We start from the raw sequence: 19,771 nt of genomic DNA on the forward strand, positions 1-19,771 counted from the left end.
TCGAGTTTGATTGGATGAGGTCATGATTCAGCTTGGGTGGAACAGGTCTCAAGAAGTCCCGATGATATCGGGAATTGGACCGTGTACGTCCATTTCATGGCTGAAAGTCCTCTTCAGACCGGATGCGGACACCAGTGTAATGCGGGACGGGTTCCCCGTCGATTCGCTTCTTCGTGGAGTCCACCTTGATGTGGGTGTTGAGCTTCCGGGTGAACCAACTCTTATTCAGCGGATCGTCGATGCCGTGTGCCTCTGCCCAGTCGTTGTAGAGACCGAATACATCGTCTTTCGGCACGGCTTCATCCGCGTCTTCGACGAGATATTCGTCGACAAACGCTTCGAACGACGGTGGCGATTGGTCTTCCTCGACTTTCTCATCGGCCTGGTCGTTCTGACTGGGTGGTTCGTCAGCGGCCGCTGATTCAGGCGATGCGGGACGGAATGCCCCGTCAGTGATTGCCGAGAGTGGCCGCTTCCCACCGTCTTCATACACGACCGATTTCGCCTCATCGTGAAGGATGACGATGCCGTACGTCGAACGTGTGTAGTCTGGTACGGGGAGTCCGGCTTCGGGGACGAATGGCTTCTTGATACGCACCCAGTCATCCTCGAACGCCGATTTCGTCTCGTAGATGTGTTGCTCACCATGCTCATAAACGACGTACTCGTCGGCAGCGTGGTCGTAGCTGTAGATGGCTGGAACACGATCTTTCGAGAGTTTTCCAAGCGATGGGAGACGGATGTGTTCCGTCCCGCTGGCATCACGAAGGACGATCTCGTCGCCATCACGCTGCCAGATGTTCTGGGTCCCGTTCTCGTCGTCGGTCGCCGGTCGCACGGCCGTCACTCCACCTTCTTCGGTCGCTCCACCGTTGAACGTGAGATTCGAGTCAGTCGTGTAGAACCGTGTCTCACCATTCTGGAGGGTACGGACGGGTGGTGTGAGAATGCCGTCGACACGCTCGGCCCACTCAGTTTCGTCGTTTCCTGGGCGAACGACAAACAGCGGGATATCCCCTGCTTCTTGGGCTTTCCGGAGATTCGTGAGCACCTTTGCGGGATTCTCGGGTGTCGTCGTTTCGACTTCGATGGCGAATCGGTCGGCAACGTCGGGGTGGCTCGCCCTCGCGTCAGGTTTCTCGCTGCCATCCTGTGCGAGGATCGAGACAGTGAAGCCGAGTGCGGTGAGCTCTTCTTCGATCTGAAGGAGTGCTGCGTCGTGGGCACTCCCACCAGCGGCCTGCACGCCACCAGTATCGGGTGTCGAGACATCCTCTCCGGCTTCAGTGAGCCGGATGCGGAGCTCGTCGGCGTCGATATCGACGGTCGTATCGAGGTATCGTGATCGTTCTCGGATGTCCGCGAGGGCATCATACGATGGCGGCTCGGCGTCGACGTCGTCGAAGAGCCGTCTGAGTTCGTCGTCAACTGCTTCGACGGCCACCCAGCCGTTTTCCTCACGGCAGCCCTCTCGAAGCTGCAGACTCCGAACCACGTTCGCAATCGCGACGTCCAGGTCGTCGCTCCCGATATCGAGCACCCCGTGTCCGTCGGTCGGTGTTCTCGTTGTTGAGGCGTCTGTTGCGGCCGGCACGCCGTGTTCGTCATTGATGTCCTCGTGCATCGAGGAGAGTGTCTCAGTGAACTGCTCCTCTTCACGCTCTGTGAGCGGGGATTCGCTCTCGGGGTGGCCCGGTGGAATCGGGAGTGGTTCGAGACTGAACGGATACGGCCCCGTTTCACCGAACGTCGGGCTTGGCAAGCTGGCGATCCACTCTCCGCGCGGCAACGAACGGATCCGATTGGCGAAATCTGTGGGGTCCATCTCTTCGTGGGCCATCGCTCGCGCCAGTTCTCGGTCGACGTTGATTTTCCCGATGAGTGAACTGCCGATGTTGTTCAGAGCGTTCAGGTAGATTTTCCGCCCACCTTCAGCCTCCATCTGTTCGGGGAACTGCATCGACAGGCCGACAGAGAGGCGAAAGCCCCGCCCTTTCTCGAGGAGATCGTTCATGATGTCGGAGACCACGACCGATGCTGCTTCGTCGACGAGCAAGTTCACGACGTAGTCGTCCGAGTGCTGGGAGAGCGCCTGTTTGCGGTCCTTGAGGGCTGCATCGAGATTGGTCAGGATCACACCGGTCATAATCCGGGCGGCGTCGTCGCGGAGGTCGCCGAGGTCGAAGAGGATGACCGTATCCTCGTCGAGGACATCCCGAAAGTCGAACTGGTTCTCGGTATTGTTGAAGATCTGCCGCAGGTGCGTATCCTGTGAGATGTAGGCGAGACGGTTTCCGACACCGCCCATCACGTTCGCGAAGGTGTTCGAATCTAACTGGAGTTGCCGTCGAATCGTCCGGGTGACTTCCTCGTCGCTCGACCGTGGGGCGTCGCCGATGTTCTCGTTCGGTGGCCCGGCCTCCCAGAATCTGGTCGACGACGTGTTCGAGCTGTCGGTGGGCGAAGTAGTCCGTCGACGCTCGGTATAGCCCGTTCTCACGGCCGTATTCCTCGTCGAACAGTGCCTTGATGAGTGTCTTGATGAGAGTCGGGGCCACAGTCGCCCGCTCGTAGCGGTCGGTTCCCATCACGAGCTTCAAAATCTCTTCGTAGTGGTCGGCCTTCCGTTGGACGGCGTCTTCGCGGCGCCGTCCGCTCTCCATCGACGGTTCGAGATCGAAAAACGAGAACCCGGGGAGCACGTCCGGGATTGGGAAGTGGACGACGTTCTCTTCGAGGTCGGTCATTCCGAACCGACGTGCGTGAGCCCGCATGTAATTCTGGGCCATATCGTCGTTCTTCGGGATGATGAGGATCGTCGGACCCTCGGTGTTGTCGTACAGCGACAGCATATCGTTGATGAGGGCTTTCGATTTCCCAGAGCCGGTTGTTCCGAACCGGCCGTAATGAGTGGGCAGCAGTCCGGGTGGAATGTGTGTCGGCACGTCTTCGGCCTCGCCGGTGTCGTCGAGGGCATACCCGATTGCCATCCCGTCTCGGAACTCACTCATGAGGTCCTGATGCGGACGGGGCAACGGATTCCGACTCTGCTGTTCCGCACGCGTCCCACGTGCTCCCTCGACAGTAAGCTGTTCCGAGGAGGGGACGAGTACGAAGTGCGCGAGTTCTCGGCCGCTCAGGACGAATTCCGGTCGGGTCTTTCCACGGCCAGTCGTGATCTCACGATCCAAGAGCCGCTGCCAGCGCCGCTCGTGCGTTCCGGTCTTTCGTGGCTGCCCGAAAGCCGCTGTCGCGTACCCGTTCGGCCGCAACCTCGTAGTACGGTCCGTCAAGCGGGTCGAATACCGGGACCAGTGATCGCATCCGCTCATCGAGATCATCGTGACCGTCACTACCGGATGGAATCCCGATGGCTCGAATGTTCGCGGTGAACGACCGCTTCGGATTTTTCGCCTCGATTGCCGCGACACGTTTTCCAACGGCGTCGCTCAGCTGGTTTCTGTCCCGGCTCTCCGACTGATCGTCGAGTTCGAAAAGGGAGCCAATAATTTCCTGAGCGAGTGTGTCTCGACCGTCGATGACGTCTTCTTTGCGAAGATCGGCATCGGACTGCCAGCTCTCGCGTCGTTGGAAGACGACTTGGAACGCTACTGGTGCTGTCGCCTCCATCAGATGGTCGACGAGCGACGCGAGCGCACCCCCTGGCTGATCGACGGCTGGGAGTTCTGCTTCGTCGTCGGCAGTAAATGGCGAGAGTGAAGTCATCCAGTCTTGCTTCCGAGTCGCAGACCCCTGCCACCGCACGCCGAGTGGGGAGACGGATTCGGTCGCTGGCCGGGCGAGTATCGTCCCCTCCGACGTTACCGTTGGTTTGGCAAGCGTCGTGAGTGGCTCATCCTCGGGAATCGCATCTGGTGGGGCGAGTTCGAGGGCAGTATCGCCGATCTCGATGATGTGGTCGGAAGACTGGTCACCGACCGTTCCTCCATCCGCGACTGATTCGGCGTCCCCTGGCCCCGATTGTTTGTTGTCGTCAGTGCCACGTTCGTATTGCTCGTCAGGGTCGAATTCGTACTGGAGGTCGCCCGCCTCATAGTGCTCGACGAATGTCTCGCGGTCGAATTCGACAGGCTGTACGAGTCGGGATGCGATGTCGACCTCAGTACGCTCGATGTCGAACGTCTCGGGATAGATCGACCGGAGCCGTTTCTCCAGGGTATCCAGATGGTCGTCGGCACCGTAGTAGAATTCGACGGGGTCATCTGCCCCCTCGCTGAGCGCGAGGAATTCGAAGCGTAGTGGTGTGTCGCTATGTAGCGGATTGAGTTTGTCAGCTAGCCCTGTCGAGTCCGTTGAGGTCAGTTTGTGGAGGCTCTCCAGTGCCTGCGGCAGACGCTCCGGATTGAGCCGTTCGGAGGTTGGCGTCACGCGAAGGTACTCACGCATCGTCGTCACCTCCCGTTTCGCCGCCATCAGTCTCTGTTGGCGTCCGCTCAGGTGTGTGTTGTCCGTTGTCGCTCGCTCGACTTTCAATATCGTCTTGGAACGCCTGCAGCGTCCGCGTCTACAGCATTCTCACCAGTCCCGGGGAGTGAGTCTCGCCGTTGCTCGGTTGGCTCGAAGTCGATGACCTGCTTCTCCTTGGGCATCGCTTTGACCTGGATCCCACGCCACTCGCCGTCGACGCCCACTAGGGCCTCGGAGAAGCCGGCGTCCTCGTTGCCAGGAACGGCGTCCTGAACGAACCGCATCTGCGCGTAGTTCAGCCCGAACTCGTCGGCCCACTCCTTGTCCATCCCATCGAGGCGGTGGAACTGTTTGACTGCACACTGGTCCAAGATCGCCTCGGATTCGGCGTGCTCGAAGAACTCGTCGACGGTCTGCGTGACCAGCCGAATCGAGAGGTCGTGGTGACGGTGGTGGCGGAACACCGTCTCGAGGAACGCCAGGCTCGCGGCGTCCTGCATGATGTAGCGCGCCTCGTCGATGTAGAACACGACCTCCTTCTCCGAGACTTTCGCCCGCTCGTACACCAGCGAGATCAGCAACTGCATCGTCAGCGCCGTGCTGCTGTCGACGCTGCCCTCCTGCTGGGCGAGGTCGAGGTAGATGACCTTCTCGTCCCGAATGTCGAAGTCGGACTCCTGACCGAGGTTGGCGTGGCGACCGTCGTCCTCGAAGGGGCGGAGCTGATCGAGCAGCCACGTCGCGTCCTCCTTGATCTTCCCTGCCTCTTCGTCGGATTCGAACGACGAACTCCTCGGGGTCGTCGACCATGTCCTCGAAGACGTCCATCATGTCGCGGATGGTCGGGCTCGGATTGCTGTGCGTCGAGATGTCGTCGGTGATGCCGTTGCGCTGGTAGGCACGTTTGAGGGCGAGTTCGAGCGTGGTGCGCCGGTCTCCCAGTGAGATGCCCCGGAGCGCGAAGAAGTTCGTGAGGAAGCTCATCGCGTCGTCGAGCTTCTCGTTGAACGGGCTCGCGTCCTCGCCCATCGCCCGCTGGACGTGTTCGGGCGTCTCGCGGATCTCCAAGGGGTTCAGCCCGAGCGTCCCGCCGACGGTGATTCGCTTGGCGTCGAGCGCCTCTGAGACCCCCGCCCAGTTGTTCAACGGCTCGAGGATGATGCCGATACGGTCCTTGCTCTGCTCGATGGAGCGGATGAAGTTCTGCTTGGAACTGAACGACTTCCCGGAGCCGGTGTCGCCGACGGTGAACATCGCGTAGCCGTTGTCCCGCGCGAACGGGTCGATGACGACCGGGCTCTGGTTGTCCTTGTGAATCCCGAATTCGACGCCGCCTTCCTCGAGGATCGTCGCGTTGTGCGGCGAGGAGAGTAACGCGCCAACGGCGCCGCCGAGCGCGATCGACGTCCGCCCAAACTCGTTGTCACCGATGGGTGCGGCGGACTGGAGGGCAAGATCCTGCCGACAGATCGCCGTCTTCGGTGTGAGGTTCGCCGGGTCGTCACGGAGCGCGCTCTTGACCTTCTGGACGGCGTCGCGGAGGTCCTCCTTCTCGTCGGCCCGAACCGTGATGAACATCCCCTGGTCGAAGACGTTCGCACCGTTCTCGACGGCCTTGTACGTCGCTGCGGCCTCGTTGGCGCGTTCCTGTAGGTAGGCACTCCGGACGCTCTGTTCGAGGTCTCGCATCCACCTGGAGGTCGTCAGCGATATCCTGCAGTTCGTTCCGGGCCCGCTCCTGGTTCTTCGGCGTGATGTGGGCCGTCAGGTCGAACTGCACGTCCGTCATCTCGAAGAGCTCGGAGAGGTAGCCGTCGTTGGGGTAGTCCGGATAGTCAGCGATGTACAGCGTCGTCGTCCACTGCTCGCCGACCCGTGCCGCGCGCGTCTCCCACTCGATCGCCGCCGGCGCCGTCACCGTCTTGTGTGACTCGGCGATGTCGTCGAGAAGTTGGCGTTCGGCCGCGCCCTGTTCGATGGTCTCCTCGTCGAGCAGGTCCGAGAACTCGACCTCTTCCTCGTCGTCTTCGGTGTACCAGTCCCAAAGGAGTTTCCCGCCGATACCGACCAGTACCCCGAGCAGGATGTAGAGGGCCGCCCCTTCAGCTGAGGTCGGATTCGTGAGCCACTCTGTGAGCTGGCCGACGGCTCCGCTGCCCGTCTGGAGGACGAGGTTACGCATCGTAGTCATCCTCCCGGCGCGAGTGGCCGATGATGGGTTGTTCGCGAACGACGCTCTCTGCGTCGTCGTACTCGTGTTCGCGGCCGTTCCAGAAGTCCATATTCAACACAAAGAGTTCGACCGTGCTGAGCCGCCGTGCGGACCAGCCCGACGCCTGCTGGATGAACTCCGACCGCACGTCGTTGACTCGGCTGTCCAGCTTCTCGAACATCTGGGCGCGGCGCTCGACGTCGGTGAGGTCCTCGCGGCGGGTCACGAACGGGTTGAACAGGAACCCGATGACGGGGAACTGCGTCAGCTTCTCGGCCGGTGTGCCCTCATCCCGGAAGCGGTCGTAGACCTCCAGCGGGGTGACCTCGACGCCGATGTAGTACCGCATCTGCTGGATGCCCCGTTCGCGCATCTCCTTCGGCCGCGTCTCCCGATACTCCTCGAGGAGTTCCCGGAAGATCGGGTTCTCTGTGACGTCCTCGTCGTTCAGGCGGTCTTCGATGTTCTCGGTGATCTGTTCGACCGGGAACGAGCGGGTCGTGGCGTGGAGTTTGAGCTTCGAGTCCAGTTCCTTGTTGGCGAACTCCTCGCCGGCGTCTTGGAGCTGTGCCCAGTCGTCGGACATCGCGAAGTCCATGTTGCCGGGGTCGACCTCGATGAACGCCTCCATCGTGCCGTCGGCGCGTTGGATTGCGCCAGCCCCCGGCCACGCCCGTTCGATGTTCGTGAGGTCCTGCGTCCGCTCGTCGGGCTTGAACGGTGTGTAGTTCGCGAGCCCGCCCTCGTTGCGCTCTGTCTCGTTGGTGCTACTGTCGGCCTCCTCCGGGGCACTGAATGTGATCTGGGGGCGCTTGATGTAGCGGTAGACGTCTTTCGTCCACGTCCACGCGTTGAGGTGGTCGGGCGAGACGTAGACAACCGCGACGCCAAACCCGAAGCCACCCGCGACGAACGGCAGGGCGAGTGATTCAACACCGGTGACCCCAGCGATGAACAGGCCGACGATCGGGAAGGCGATGAGGACGCCCACGTCACCCTCCTCGATGTTGAGGTAAGGGATGCGGCTCTCCTCACCGAGCTGGTCCATGATACGCCGTGCGGCTGCGTCTTTATCGATAGACATTGTTAGTGGATACCTCGGTCAAAGTCCATTCCACGGTCGTCACCCGCTGTCTCCGCTGTGGATCCACCGGGATCGTTTTCGGTCCGCCGGTACGATGGAGTACTACCTCCACCCTCTCCATGACCGCCCCGAGCAGCAGCTTTGTGTGCAACGGCATGGCCGGCGGCGGCTTTCGGCCCCCACCGAGCGGCGGTCGTCGCGACGCCGGCGCCGCCGACGTACGCACCGGCAGCCACGCCGCCGATGAGGGCCGCTCCCTTGGTTGCGCCACCGAGGACTTTCGCCGTCAGTGGGGTCGCGTATTTGAACGTCTTCCACGTGAGATAGAGTGCAATAAGAGGCAGTGACGCGGCAACTAGGTACTTCAGAAACGCACTATTTGGGGTGAGTGCCCCTTCCGAATACAGCAGATCGTATCCTTTGAACACGACTGCTGCTGGAAGGGGTAGAACCGCCAAAGGAACAAACCGCTTTGAGAATCCCATCGCGATGTCCGAGAGGACTGGGACATTACCATATGCGAGAGCAAACGCTATCGGCATTCCGTAAACATACACGTAAAGTAACACCTCACGAATGTAGTAGAGTGCCTCAAGTGCCCACATCGAGAGGCCGCCAACAATTGCGAACACGAATGCAAGCCCCGGATTGGTCAGAGACTCTTTGAGGAAATTCAGCATCGCATCACCCAGGGTTTCCAGACTCGGCATCAACGCGATGGTGAACCCGTCGACGATGTAGAGACCGAGAACACTGACCCAGTACCAGCTGATGATGAGAAACGCGCCAACCCACGCAGTCTTCTTTGTCCGTCTTGCTTCGTATCCACTTCCGATATTGAATATCCGAACTGTGTGTCGTCCTTGAACACACATCACCAGAAGGAGCAGCGAGATAAGCATAATCTCACCTCCGACCAATCGCATCCTGAATTGCGGGCCAGGGTCCGTTTGTTGGCGCACCAAAGACAAATGCACCTTCCGTTTCGGGCGTTGGAGTCCCGAACATCTCCTCAGTGAGGGTTTCATAACCAGTGTTCAATCCCTCCATGAAGAGGGAGATCACCCAATCGACGACGTCTTTGAACCCCTCTAGGACAACATCAATCAGGTCTACCATGGTTAGTCCTCACTAATCGTGATCTCGCAATTATTGAACTCCTCTGACGCGGAGTAGTGGATGCTGTAAGTATTGGAAACTCGGTTAGTCCCTACTCGTGTTTCTAGAATGGCTTCGAAGCTCCCGGTTTGTTCTTTGCTCTCACACGAAGTCCCCTCACCTCGAACAAACGCAAACGGTGAACGGTAACTGTATAGTGTGAGCTGCTCTCCCGGTTCTATGACTACCTCGTCAACTTCTGCATCTTCTTCTGGATCGTATATGCCACTGACATCGTCGTTTTCATCATAGTTCGTCCCTTCCTCATCCGAGGGATATGGAACATCTCCAATGAACAGGAGCTGCGTGATCGCATCCGGGCCATCACCTTGGTTTTCAACAGATACGAAGGCCTCTTTTGAGATTTTGTCACTCGAGCTATCCCACATCTTTTCAGGCTGATTCTTCCCGATCCCCATATCCACGATGCTAAGATTTGGCTGAACGGAAAGAGCGGACTCCTGCACAGTCTCTTCACCCGCTAGTGCGAGAACGCGATACTCGCCTGGAGCGTACGACGTTCCAATTTCAAACGAAACCTGCTGTGCTCCTGTCACTACATCACGTTGACCGAACAGTTCTCCATTCGGTTGGATGAGGTTGACTTGGCTGACATCGGTGTCTTCCGAGAGTTCCACCACGAGCGTTGTCCCATCTACAGCAACACGCTGAAGTGGACCTTGGTCATTCTGAGGTGAAGACCCATTACTGGGTGTTCCGGAGTTACCATTTGTATTCATACACCCAGCAATGGTTGTGAGTGCGGCGCCGGCGACTGTTCGGAGGGCGGTTCGCCTACTGATGGGTGGGGTATCTCGTGTCATGAATTGCGTTGGAAGATGTCTGCTGGGCCGAGCATCCGCAGGAGGCGCTTTCCGGCGTAGAACATCACGAAGAACGGCAGGAGCTGCCAGCCAACTTCGAACACCAGCGCAAACCAGCCGTCGATCGTTCCAAGCGGATGCCACCGGGCCGTCGCGGAATCGCTCACGTACGCCGGGTCGTGCCCAAGCCACGAACCCGGATGGTACCGAGCCGTGTAGATGCCCGGGTCATCGATGGTTACAATCGCCACCCCCGAGGCGTTGGTTTCGACGCGCTGGTCCGCGACCGTGATGTACCCGTTCCGGGTAGTGCCGCCGATTGGATATTGACGGCTATTGTCGAGCGTGATCGGCGCACCGGTTTGATTGTCGCGAAGTTCGACTCTGAGCGTCGCTTGCGACTGGTTCTGCTTGATGACCCCGACAGTGAGATTGCTGCGGCGGAGCTGCCGATCAGAGCCCCTGTCTGGCTCAGCAATTGAGGCATTCACTCCGCGAACTATGCCCGCTACCTGAAGCGCCTCACGGTCGACGTTCTCGGCTCGAACGGCGAGGCCGTACGTCGTCGTATACGACTGGTTGACGATGTCGATGTTGATGTTCTCACCGATGGTGCCGACCGGTGATGGCCTGTCAGTCCCCCAGGTATCGATGAGTTCCGGCCCGTCTCGAACCGGTTCTGCACGCGGGCCGATACGCGAGGGATACGCGTGAACGGAGACCGGAATCGCGTCCGACTGAACAGTAGCACTATCCGTGCGATTCGACCGGACGAGCGTGTCCCAGTTGGTGTTTCGAGCCGTGTAGAACCGCCAGATGCCACGGACCCGTGTCTCACCGTCGTCCGTGAGCGTGTACCCCTGCCACGGCCGCGACTGGAAGATGGCTACGCCGGCGTCGCCGTTGGGATACTCGGCGAAGTAGGGGGACGCCGAGAGGTCGTAGATCTCGACGGCGATCGAATCGGAGACGTTCCGTGTTTCCGTCCGATAGGTGACGTCGACATCCGTTCGGTCACCAAGGTCGGTCCTGACAGTCTTTTTCAGCCGGACGCTAATCTCCGCTTCCAGCGTGAGATTCGCACTCCAGTCATCCTCGATTTGGTAGTCGAGGGCAGGCGTATGGGACCCGTCACGCTCGGCGATGGTCTCGCCGTCCTTCTTCAGCCGGACTTCTTCGATCTCGTGCTCCGTGAGCGACCACGAGATAGTCGTGTTGCCGGAGGAACTCCCGTTGGGCACACGAACGCGGTAATCAACAAATCCGCGCATCGTCCCATTCGGAGCGATGTAGAGTGGGGTTTCACCGGACTCGAGGTGGCCACGAGTAGAGGGCTGGACCGCGAAGATCGTTGCGTGAGCATCTTCGATGAAGACGCCATCCTCGAGGTCTGCGTGCGGCGGATGCAGGGACGTATCTGCCCCGCCGGCGTCGAGGTCCTCAAAGTCGTTCCGCGTCCACGTCGCCGCAGTCGCCGGCGGCTGTTTGAACGTGATATCCGTCCCGTTTGCTACTTGATGGACAGCGGAACGATCCTCGCCGTACCGCTGGCGGTACTCCTCTTGGCCGATATAGTTGTCTGCGTCGCGAGACCAGAGGGTCGCGGATTCGTTCTCGGAGAGCCCGTTCCCCTCCGTTCCCGGTCGCGGCGGGTCGGCTGCGACGATACCCGTGACTAGGCTCGTCACGAGCAAGCCGGCCATGAGCACGGAGAGCTCTTGGTGATTCATAGGGCTCGAAACGGGGACTGCGGGGAGATTACCAGGGGACGAGATCGACGCACGTCGCCAGCGGCAGGCCCATCATCGACCCGGCAACGGTGTATAGCGGGCCGAGGACGACGAGGACGACCGCGGACTTCATCGCGGAGCGCTTGTGCCGCTTGAGCCCCTTCTTCTGCTCGGGATTGAGGGTAAACATCTCGATGAGGGAGTCAGCCTGCCAGACGATGGCGAGCCCGACGATCCCCAGCGCGGTGGTCAGCTGGAAGAACCCCTCAATCATACTTGGGAGGTTGTCCGCGCTACAGACGGCGTTGTCCTGGGCGGCAACTGGTTCGACGGCAAACAGGCCAAGGAAGACGATTGTGAGTGCGGCCTGTCGGGGAATCCTGCCTGTTAGTAGTGACTCGGTGTCGGTGCGACGCTCAGCGTCGGAGGGAGTCTGATCCTGTGACATAGCGGATTAGTCGTCAGTGGCGTCTCCAGCCGGTGGCTGGGTCTGCTGCTCTTCGACGAGCGACTGGAGGTCGTCGAATCGGTTTGTGTCCTCGGCAATCTCTTCGAGCGTGTAGCCCTGCTCGCGGGCCCGTTCGAGGAGGTCGCGGAGTTCATCGGGGTCGACACCGCGGACTTCCATTTCCTCGCGGAGGGCGCGGCGATAGAGGGCGGAGGCGTTGATGTGGTCGTTCCACATCAGGTACAGATTATCGATGTCCTCGATGGTGACTGACCTCGTAATCATACATGTGGGTATGGGTATGCACCGGCTGAGTCCCGGTACATGTTGGCGCGGTAGCTGGATGATACCTAAATGCTTTCTGGCTATCAAGTGGTGTAATATTGTTGGATAAATTATAAGCGAATTACTGGTTCATGTCGTAGAAAAGGCTTAACCAACAAATTCGGGGGATGAGTTTGGTACTGTTGGTTAAGAATGAGCGACAGCTCGCTTACTCGAGCTCCACAACTTCTCCACTTCCCTCGTCAAGGATTTCTCGCACCTCAGACAAGAGCTCCTGACCTTCCTCATGGAGTGCTGTGCCTTCATCGAGGTCGCACTCGTCCGCGTCGAGTTGCTCAATAATCTCCTCGACGCGGCTCAGTCGGTCGTGGATTTCGGAATCTTTTGCCACGCTTAGGTCACCCCCAGCCAGAGCGCAGTGATGAGCAGCAACAGCACCAGAAGCACGGCAATAGCGGCCTTGTAGTAGACCGGCGGAAGACCCTCTGGTGCCGTCACCTCCTCGACAGCCTCTGCCAGTTCCGCCTCGTGTTCGTGCTCCTGCTCGAAGGTTTCGTACGCGGCGTCGAGTTGCTGTGCCAGCGGCTTGACCTCGCCCGCGAAGAACTCCTCGCGGGAATTCACGATATACTCGCCAGCGGCCGTCGGCGTGATCGTCGGGACATCCGCGACCTGATCGGCGATTAACCGGTCGTCAGTATGCCCAATCGCCGTGACGATCGGGGTGTTCGCGGTGAAGATAGCTTCCGCGACCCGCTCGGTGTTGAACGCCTGGAGGTTCGAATCACTCCCGCCGCCACGGCCGACGATGATCGCGTCGATGTCCTCCGAGCGGTCCAGATGGTGAATGCCGTTCGCGATGGACGTCGGCGCCTCCGATCCTTGGACGGTGGCGTCCTTCACCAGGATTTCGACGGTAGGGTCCTGTTCGTGGATCGCGTTCTGGATATCATACCGGGCATCGCCACGGAGGGACGTGACGACGCCGACCCGCTCTGGGAACGCCGGCGGGCGCTGTTTCTGCTCATCGTCGAACCAGCCACGCTCTTCGAGTTCGCTTCGTAGTCGCTCGACGGCAGCTGCCTGGTCGCCGTCGCCGACGACGATGACTTCCCACGGCTTGAGGTCGATTTTCCCGCCCTCTGTCCAGTAGTCGATATCGCCTTCGAGGATGACCTCGGTCCCGTCCTCGAGGTCGACATCCATGTTCCGATAGCGGTTCGCCCAGAGCATACAGGGAAGCTCGGCGTCGCCGTCGGTCAGCGTGAAATAGAGGGCGGTACTGTTCTGGTGGAGATCCGTGACCTCGCCAATACAGCGGACGCCGTTGAGGGCAGGCGTGTCCTGGACGACCGATGCAATTCGGTCGTTCAGCTCTTCGACTGAAAGAACATTTCCGGACAGGATATCATCTACCTCCCGTTCGGCATCAGCCATCGCACTAACTTAACACGGGGAGAGCAGATTCAAAAATGCACCCACTATTGCCAGTGTACCCTGCCAACTGTTCTGTGTCGTTGAATTACTCTAGTAACCCAAGGTCAGTGAGCCGGTTTTCGATCACTGTAAGCGCTTGCTCAGCATCGTCAAGCTGTTTTCCGCCCGTGATGACAAGCTTGCCACTCCCGAAGAGGAGTGCGACGACGTCCGGCTCGTCAAGTCGGTAGACGAGCCCCGGGAACTGCTCTGGTTCGTATTCAATGTGTTCGAGACCTAGGCCGATCGCAATTGCATTCAAATTGAGTGTGTGGTTGAGGTTTCCACTTGAGACAATATTCTGGATTTCGATATCTGGGGAGGTAGCGACATCGACACCCAATTCACGGAGTTCGTCGAAGACGTATTCCAACGCAGTCGTCACATCGTCGACGCTTTTTCGCACCCGTACAGACGACTTTTCCCGAGCGGAAAATGAGCGCTGCGGCTTTGGGATCGTGCGATCCGATACACGAGTCCAGGGAAGTTATCGGGATCGTAGTCGGTGGCTCCTAAATCCTCAGAAAGTGTTTCGAGATCGAGTTCTTGACCGATATCGGACGACGCAACCACATTCTCGACTTGAATTGATTCGGCTGTGACACTCATAGGAGTACTTTCCAGTCACAACCCCCTTAAAACAGGGAGTGACTTCGAGCGTCGGTGTGGTACCTTCCGAATTAGAGGTCGCGGGGCTGGACCGTCTTCCGGTCGTTGGCCTCGGCACGCTCTGCGGCGTCGTCGAGCAGTTCGGCGACCTCTTCGTTGAGGGCGTCGTAGAAATCTGCCGAGACGTTGTGGTCCGAAAGTGCGTCCTTCACGGCTGCTTTGACGATTAGGTCAGACATTCCATCGCGGACTTCTCTTGTCCACCATATAAAGGTTCGAAGTTCTCACGTAGTCTTCCTGGCCAGTCACGCCGAATTCGCCTTTGAGCACCAGAGAGAACATATGCCACCCCTCAAAAATAGGGAACAGACGGATGCAACGATCCAACTGGGTTCCAGCGAGATATCTTGTATGTGATCGCCGGGCACGAGGAACCACACGGGCTCGCAGTAAAGGCCGAACTCGACGACTACTACGAACAAGAGATCAATCATGGGCGGCTCTATCCAAACCTCGACGACCTCGTCGGCAAAGGCCTCCTGGAGAAAGGTGAACTCGACAAACGGACGAACGTGTACACGGTCACACAACGCGGAGTGCGGGAGATCGAGGCGCGACGTGAGTGGGAAAGCCAGTATTTAGAGGACGTGAACGCACCCACTACGTCGTAGAACCAGGCGAGTAGAACTCAATATAAAAGCGGGACTGCTTTACCCACTTCCCACGAATACGCATTGAGATGGCTCGGCTCGTCTTCTATCATCACCCACAGGCCGAGAATTTCTCACTCAAATATAGCTCGGCATCGGTAGCAGAGATCCGGTCTCAGCGAGAGCAATCCGACGAGTCGACAAAGCTCATCGGGTACCCCTTCGAAGCTCCGGTCTATGTGCTCTATGAAGGCGATTCAGAGATCGAATCAGCTCAAGATATTGACTTCGATCAGGAATGGCTGAGCGACCGTATTCGTGACCTCCCCCGTGCTGGGCAGGTTGTCGCATTCCGATTAGTGGAGTTGCTCGAAGCCGCGGTCGATGTTCGAGATGAGGATGAGTTCCGGCTCTACAAGGAGTTCGAACCGCAAAAGATCCAGCAGGCACTCGATCACGTCTCCTGGGGAGCACCGCTTCCGACCGTCGCTGGAGAGGTGATGTCGAATTTGATCCTCCGACATTCCCTCCCGAATGCGAATCATCGAACTGGCATCGCGATGCTGCAGTTCTGTATTGAGAGTGTGGACCCGGATTTTGAGATGCCACGAACGCACGTCGACGACGATTCCTGGCGAGAGTGGGTCGATCCCTATATCGTCGATTCCAAGCGGCTCATTACTGTCCGCCGAAACAACCTCCGTTTCAAGCAACTCGAAGAGCTGGACGTCGACCTCGTCGAACGGAAAGATGGGATCCAAATCCGATTAGCCGAGTTCGAGCTGGATATCCACTGGCGAGAAGCCCTCTCAGAGTATGCTGGGCAGCACGAATCTCACTGTACGGACTTCGCGCAGGCAGTTCTCGAACGAGCAGGACGGGACGATCTACTTGACCGTCAAGGACCAACGAAACAAGAGTTCATCACGTATCTGGAGGACGGACTGGTCGAACGGGACTTCAGAGAAATGTTCTGATCAGTCGCGAAGCTCGGCGACCGACTGTCCGACCTCGCGAACGTGTTCACTCCGCTCGAGGTCGAGTTCCTCGGCGAGGTAGTCAACCGTCTCTTCGAGGCTCATGTTGGAAAGAAGTCCGTCTAACGGTATAAACCTAGTGCTGGCGCAGCAATGTAGCCCATCAGACGAGCGTCTGTGTATACCGAACTATCGGACCCTTCGGGAAAACTGTGGAACCGGTGACCGCGTAGCGATACCCACCGAAATCACGCAGTGTCGCCATTTGCTGTCCATTAACCGAACTCAATTGGAAGAAGCTCCGAAGCGATCGGGAGCGTTTCAGTCTGCAGGTTGTGCGTCAGTCGCTGGTGTCCCGCTTGGAAGCTCGGGGATGGACAGGTCCACGCGGCGGAGCAGCTGAGCGTTGATGGCAACGATGACTGTACTCAACGACATCAGGAGCGCACCCACAGCGGGCGACAGCAGAATCCCGATCGGTGCCAAGACGCCCGCTGCGAGCGGAATCGCGAACACGTTGTAGCCGGCCGCCCAGACGATGTTCTCCTGCATCTTCCGGTAGCTCGCCTTACTGAGTTTCACGAGCCGAACGACGTCCATCGGGTTGTTCTGGACGAGGATGACGTCGGCCGACTGGACGGCGACGTCGGTGCCGCTCCCGATCGCGATACCGACGTCGGCCCGGGTCAGCGCCGGCGCGTCGTTCACACCGTCGCCGACCATCCCCACGAGCTTGCCCTGGTCCTGGAGTTCCTGGACTTTCTCGTCCTTGTCTTCGGGGAGGACTTCCGCGAACACCGTGTCGATGCCCAGTTCGTCGGCGACGGCGTTGGCGACGTCCTGGGAGTCCCCTGTCAGCATCGCCACCTCGATACCCAGATCGTGGAGCGCGTCGACGACGCGGAAACTCTCCTCGCGGATCACGTCGGCCATCGCGAAGGCGGCGATTAGCTCTCCGTCACGAACGAGATACACCACTGTCTGGGCGTTCTGTCCGGCCTCGTCAGCGAAGCGCTGGAGATGGTCGGGGATCTCGCTATCGAGCTGGGTCAACAGGTTCGGTCCACCGACGTACACCTCTTTTCCGTCGACGTTCGCACGGACGCCCCGGCCTTTGATCGCCTCGAAGTCGGTCGCGTCAGGTGCGGTGAGGTCCTGCTCGTCGGCGGCCTCGCGGATGGCTCGCGCGATCATGTGTTCGGAGTCGCTTTCGACGGCTGCTGCTAGCGCGAGAGCGTCGTCCTCTTCCACGCCCTCGACGGTCGCCATGTCGACGACGCCGTGTTCGCCTTCGGTGAGCGTCCCCGTCTTGTCGAAGATGATGGCGTCCAGGTTCCGCGCCTCCTCCATCGCGATACGGTCCCGGACCAGCATCCCGTTGCGAGCCGCCAATGACGTGTTGATTGCGACCACTAGGGGGATGGCGAGCCCGAGTGCGTGCGGGCAGGCGATGACGAGCACTGTGACGACGCGCTCGATGACCGTTGCGTCGAATGAGACCGCGAGCGTCCACGCGATTGCTGTCACGACTGCCGCCGCGAGGGCGACGTAGAACAGCCAGCCTGCCGCTCTGTCGGCCAGTACCTGTGTCTTGGATTTGCTCTGCTGGGCTTCCTCGACGAGGCGCATGATTCCCGCGAGCGTCGTCTCCTCGCCCGTCGCACCGACGCGCACGCGAAGACTCCCGTCGCCGTTGATGGTCCCGCCGATGACCTCGTCGCCGGGGTCTTTCGAGACCGGTTTTGACTCGCCCGTGATCATGGACTCGTTGACGTCGGAGTCTCCCTCTTCGACGACGCCGTCAGCAGGGCACTCGCACCCGGCCGGACGAGTACGAGGTCGCCCTCGGAGAGCTCGCTCACTGGGACTTCCTCGGTGTCGCCGCCGTCGGTGATCCGCTCGGCGGTGTCCGGCATCAGCTTCGCCAGTTCGTCCACCGCGCTCGAGGCCCGTCGCACCGACCGCATCTCGATCCAGTGCCCCAGGAGCATGATGTCGATCAGGGTGACAAGCTCCCAGAAGAACGCCGACTGTGTGGGGAAGACCACGCTCGCGAGACTATAGACGAATGCGACGGTGATCGCCATCGAGATCAGCGTCATCATCCCCGGCGACCGGTCTTTCAGCTCCGGGACCGCCATCTGGAGGAACGGCACCCCACCGTATCGAAAGACGATGACCGCGAAGACGGGATTGATCCACTCGCTGCCCGGGAACGCTGGGACGGAGAACCCGAGCCACTCCTGTAACATTTCGCTGTACAGGAGGACGGGGATCGACAGGAGCGTCGAGACGAAGAAGCGCCGGCGGAACATCTGCTCGTGGCCCTCGTGGATCCCGCCATGACCCTCACCGTGCCCCTCGTGAGTGCTGTGGTCGTGTCCTTCGCCCTCGTGTCCAGCGTGCTCGTGCTGCTCGTCGAGCACCGTCTCACTCTCCGCAGCAGGGTGTGCCTCTTCTTCCAGTAGGTCCTGTTCTACCCGCTGCTCGTCCGACTCGGCGTCCGATTCATCCTGCTCGCCGTGTTCGTGCTGGTGACTGCTGTCGTCCTGCTGGTGTTCCCCTCCAGGGGGATTCTCATTTGTATCTTTGTGGTCGTCCATTGCCCATATTCTCTGTAGAGGTGGATCCGCCGGCCCCCTGAATCTTTCCCACTGAAACTGTACAGCAGGACCAGCGTAGCGAAGCTTCAAAGACAACGGTTGGCCGTTGTCTCGGAGTGGTCCGCGCGATTCTCAGGCGTAAGCGGTGTACCCGGCGTCTTCGACGGCCTCCACGAGAGTTGTGACATTTGCCTCACCATCGACGCTTGCCTGTTCTCTCTCCCTGTCGACGGTCACGTCAGTCACGCCGGATACCTCTTCGAGGGCCTCTTCGACCGTCTGCTCACAGTGACCGCACGTCATGCCTTCCACGATGATCGTCGTCGTCATACAGGGATACACACGGCCTCCTCTCTTTAGCGGATTTCCCCTTCGAACATACTGATATCGTGGGGCTCAAACTTTAGATTCAAAGTGATACCTGCGGCCGTAACGAACTAGACATCGGATGCGCCAGGTGTCAATAGCGAGAAGGCTCAAGTATCGTTGTGACGCTCCCTGTACGTCTTCGCCGCTAAAAAGACATAGAGTGCGCCGATAGCCCGAATGCCCAAGCGGAATCGCTCGTTCCATTCTATCGACTCTGGACGCTCGTACAGGAACGCGGTGGCAAATCTCTGATACAGGTCGGGAAATAAGAGGACTATCGCGCCGAACACGCCGGTAAGATTCATCAGCAACGCGTATGCTCGCCCGTTAAAGAGTGAAAGCGCAGCTATCAGAACACCCTCCGACCGGACTGCTGGACGTATCCACCCTCTCACTGTTCCCTCGTCTGGATTCGAAATCGCGAGTTTCTCGAAGAGCTCGACGATTTCGTCCGGGAACAGCGCTGAGATAGCGCCGAGGACACCGACGATTGTTCGAATCATACGATATGGTACGACCGATATGGATATAACTCCCACTGCGACGCTACACTATCGAGAACGAGGGGAGTCCGAACAGTAGCGGCTTCGAACCGGGCACGACGCGCAGAGGCCGCTTGTCGAATGGGCGTCCTGAATCCTTATGGATTCGGGGCATACAGGGCGTAGAGGATAGACAGCATCCCGGCTGCGGTGACGAGTGCTGCGACGAATCCTGCTTCGAAGATCGACACCTGGAGGAGTTCGAAGAGGACGCCTTCAAGGAGGCCGCCAAGCCCGACCAATGCGAAGCCGGCGGCGACGTACAGGAGTAACTGCGTGTGATGTCGTTGGTACCCGCGATAGGCCTGATATGCGATGACCAGTGCTAACGCGGTCGTGAACAGTTTGCCGATGACGAATAGCGTGTGTTCCATAA

At 59.3% G+C, this 19,771-nt stretch carries 15 protein-coding genes and 5 pseudogenes; 2 read left to right on the forward strand and 18 right to left on the reverse strand.

Annotation, left to right across the window (positions count from 1 at the left end):
* Window positions 1-94 precede the first annotated feature (94 nt).
* From ACODNG_RS15480 to ACODNG_RS15545, 14 genes and pseudogenes are all read right to left on the reverse strand, one after another.
* Window positions 95-4,407, reverse strand: a pseudogene (locus ACODNG_RS15480) (primase-like DNA-binding domain-containing protein).
* Window positions 4,400-6,619 (reverse strand): annotated as a pseudogene (locus ACODNG_RS15485) (VirB4 family type IV secretion system protein). Before ACODNG_RS15485 ends, ACODNG_RS15480 begins: the two co-directional pseudogenes overlap by 8 nt.
* Window positions 6,603-7,724, reverse strand: a complete 1,122-nt coding sequence (locus ACODNG_RS15490) for a hypothetical protein (protein WP_379771267.1) — start codon at window positions 7,722-7,724, stop codon at window positions 6,603-6,605. Before ACODNG_RS15490 ends, ACODNG_RS15485 begins: the two are co-directional and overlap by 17 nt.
* Before the next feature lie 2 nt (window positions 7,725-7,726).
* A pseudogene (locus ACODNG_RS15495) lies at window positions 7,727-8,843 on the reverse strand (hypothetical protein).
* A gap of 2 nt (window positions 8,844-8,845) precedes the next feature.
* Window positions 8,846-9,706 (reverse strand): hypothetical protein, encoded by an 861-nt coding sequence (locus ACODNG_RS15500; RefSeq protein ID WP_379771262.1) that lies wholly within the window; start codon window positions 9,704-9,706, stop codon window positions 8,846-8,848.
* Window positions 9,703-11,436 (reverse strand): hypothetical protein, encoded by a 1,734-nt coding sequence (locus tag ACODNG_RS15505; RefSeq protein WP_379771260.1) that lies wholly within the window; start codon window positions 11,434-11,436, stop codon window positions 9,703-9,705. The genes ACODNG_RS15500 and ACODNG_RS15505 overlap by 4 nt, the downstream gene beginning before the upstream one ends.
* Before the next feature lie 28 nt (window positions 11,437-11,464).
* Window positions 11,465-11,884, reverse strand: coding sequence for a hypothetical protein (locus ACODNG_RS15510; RefSeq protein WP_379771258.1), 420 nt, complete (start codon window positions 11,882-11,884; stop codon window positions 11,465-11,467).
* 6 nt (window positions 11,885-11,890) lie between these two features.
* Window positions 11,891-12,169, reverse strand: a complete 279-nt coding sequence (locus ACODNG_RS15515) for a hypothetical protein (RefSeq protein ID WP_379771255.1) — start codon at window positions 12,167-12,169, stop codon at window positions 11,891-11,893.
* A 208-nt stretch (window positions 12,170-12,377) separates the two neighbouring features.
* Complete coding sequence (gene xseB / locus ACODNG_RS15520) at window positions 12,378-12,560, reverse strand: exodeoxyribonuclease VII small subunit (protein WP_285254089.1); 183 nt, start codon at window positions 12,558-12,560, stop codon at window positions 12,378-12,380.
* Window positions 12,561-12,562: 2 nt separating this feature from the next.
* A complete protein-coding gene (gene xseA, locus ACODNG_RS15525) occupies window positions 12,563-13,606 on the reverse strand; it encodes an exodeoxyribonuclease VII large subunit (RefSeq protein WP_379771253.1) in 1,044 nt (347 codons plus the stop codon).
* 85 nt (window positions 13,607-13,691) lie between these two features.
* Window positions 13,692-14,051, reverse strand: a complete 360-nt coding sequence (locus ACODNG_RS15530) for a hypothetical protein (RefSeq protein WP_434523275.1) — start codon at window positions 14,049-14,051, stop codon at window positions 13,692-13,694.
* The gene (locus tag ACODNG_RS15535) at window positions 13,990-14,142 is read right to left on the reverse strand and encodes a hypothetical protein (protein ID WP_434523294.1); all 153 of its coding nucleotides are present in this window, start codon (window positions 14,140-14,142) and stop codon (window positions 13,990-13,992) included. Before ACODNG_RS15535 ends, ACODNG_RS15530 begins: the two co-directional genes overlap by 62 nt.
* Window positions 14,099-14,254, reverse strand: a pseudogene (locus ACODNG_RS15540) (TATA-box-binding protein); the annotation flags it as partial. The gene ACODNG_RS15535 and the pseudogene ACODNG_RS15540, both read right to left, overlap by 44 nt.
* Window positions 14,255-14,325: 71 nt before the next feature.
* Window positions 14,326-14,493, reverse strand: a complete 168-nt coding sequence (locus tag ACODNG_RS15545) for a DNA-binding protein (RefSeq protein WP_004048632.1) — start codon at window positions 14,491-14,493, stop codon at window positions 14,326-14,328.
* Between the two features lie 165 nt (window positions 14,494-14,658).
* Between ACODNG_RS15545 and ACODNG_RS15550 the strand changes: the two genes are divergently transcribed.
* Together ACODNG_RS15550 and ACODNG_RS15555 are read left to right on the forward strand one after the other, a co-directional pair.
* The gene (locus tag ACODNG_RS15550) at window positions 14,659-14,925 is read left to right on the forward strand and encodes a helix-turn-helix transcriptional regulator (RefSeq protein WP_434523295.1); all 267 of its coding nucleotides are present in this window, start codon (window positions 14,659-14,661) and stop codon (window positions 14,923-14,925) included.
* A 68-nt stretch (window positions 14,926-14,993) separates the two neighbouring features.
* The gene (locus ACODNG_RS15555; protein WP_434523276.1) at window positions 14,994-15,881 is read left to right on the forward strand and encodes a hypothetical protein; all 888 of its coding nucleotides are present in this window, start codon (window positions 14,994-14,996) and stop codon (window positions 15,879-15,881) included.
* Between the two features lie 321 nt (window positions 15,882-16,202).
* Here the strand turns inward: ACODNG_RS15555 and ACODNG_RS15560 are convergent.
* The 4 genes and pseudogenes from ACODNG_RS15560 to ACODNG_RS15575 form a co-directional block, all read right to left on the reverse strand.
* Window positions 16,203-18,484: pseudogene (locus ACODNG_RS15560) on the reverse strand (copper-translocating P-type ATPase).
* A gap of 132 nt (window positions 18,485-18,616) precedes the next feature.
* Window positions 18,617-18,814, reverse strand: a complete 198-nt coding sequence (locus ACODNG_RS15565) for a heavy-metal-associated domain-containing protein (RefSeq protein ID WP_379771245.1) — start codon at window positions 18,812-18,814, stop codon at window positions 18,617-18,619.
* A 146-nt stretch (window positions 18,815-18,960) separates the two neighbouring features.
* A complete protein-coding gene (locus ACODNG_RS15570; RefSeq protein ID WP_092664124.1) occupies window positions 18,961-19,356 on the reverse strand; it encodes a hypothetical protein in 396 nt (131 codons plus the stop codon).
* Window positions 19,357-19,493: 137 nt separating this feature from the next.
* Entirely contained in the window at window positions 19,494-19,769 is a 276-nt protein-coding gene (locus tag ACODNG_RS15575; protein ID WP_004515576.1) for a DUF7521 family protein, read from the reverse strand.
* Window positions 19,770-19,771: the final 2 nt, after the last annotated feature.

The organism is Halorubrum sp. AS12 (genome assembly GCF_051122765.1).
GTDB lineage: Archaea > Halobacteriota > Halobacteria > Halobacteriales > Haloferacaceae > Halorubrum > Halorubrum trapanicum.

Coding starts and splice junctions, on each gene's coding strand:
- ACODNG_RS15490 (WP_379771267.1), bottom strand. CDS start 7,724: ATGTCTATCGATAAAGACGCAGCCGCACGGCGTATCATGGACCAGCTC.
- ACODNG_RS15570 (WP_092664124.1), bottom strand. CDS start 19,356: ATGATTCGAACAATCGTCGGTGTCCTCGGCGCTATCTCAGCGCTGTTC.
- ACODNG_RS15555 (WP_434523276.1), top strand. CDS start 14,994: ATGGCTCGGCTCGTCTTCTATCATCACCCACAGGCCGAGAATTTCTCA.
- ACODNG_RS15510 (WP_379771258.1), bottom strand. CDS start 11,884: ATGTCACAGGATCAGACTCCCTCCGACGCTGAGCGTCGCACCGACACC.
- ACODNG_RS15565 (WP_379771245.1), bottom strand. CDS start 18,814: ATGACGACGACGATCATCGTGGAAGGCATGACGTGCGGTCACTGTGAG.
- ACODNG_RS15545 (WP_004048632.1), bottom strand. CDS start 14,493: ATGTCTGACCTAATCGTCAAAGCAGCCGTGAAGGACGCACTTTCGGAC.
- ACODNG_RS15575 (WP_004515576.1), bottom strand. CDS start 19,769: ATGGAACACACGCTATTCGTCATCGGCAAACTGTTCACGACCGCGTTA.
- ACODNG_RS15505 (WP_379771260.1), bottom strand. CDS start 11,436: ATGAATCACCAAGAGCTCTCCGTGCTCATGGCCGGCTTGCTCGTGACG.
- ACODNG_RS15515 (WP_379771255.1), bottom strand. CDS start 12,169: ATGATTACGAGGTCAGTCACCATCGAGGACATCGATAATCTGTACCTG.
- xseA (WP_379771253.1), bottom strand. CDS start 13,606: ATGGCTGATGCCGAACGGGAGGTAGATGATATCCTGTCCGGAAATGTT.
- ACODNG_RS15500 (WP_379771262.1), bottom strand. CDS start 9,706: ATGACACGAGATACCCCACCCATCAGTAGGCGAACCGCCCTCCGAACA.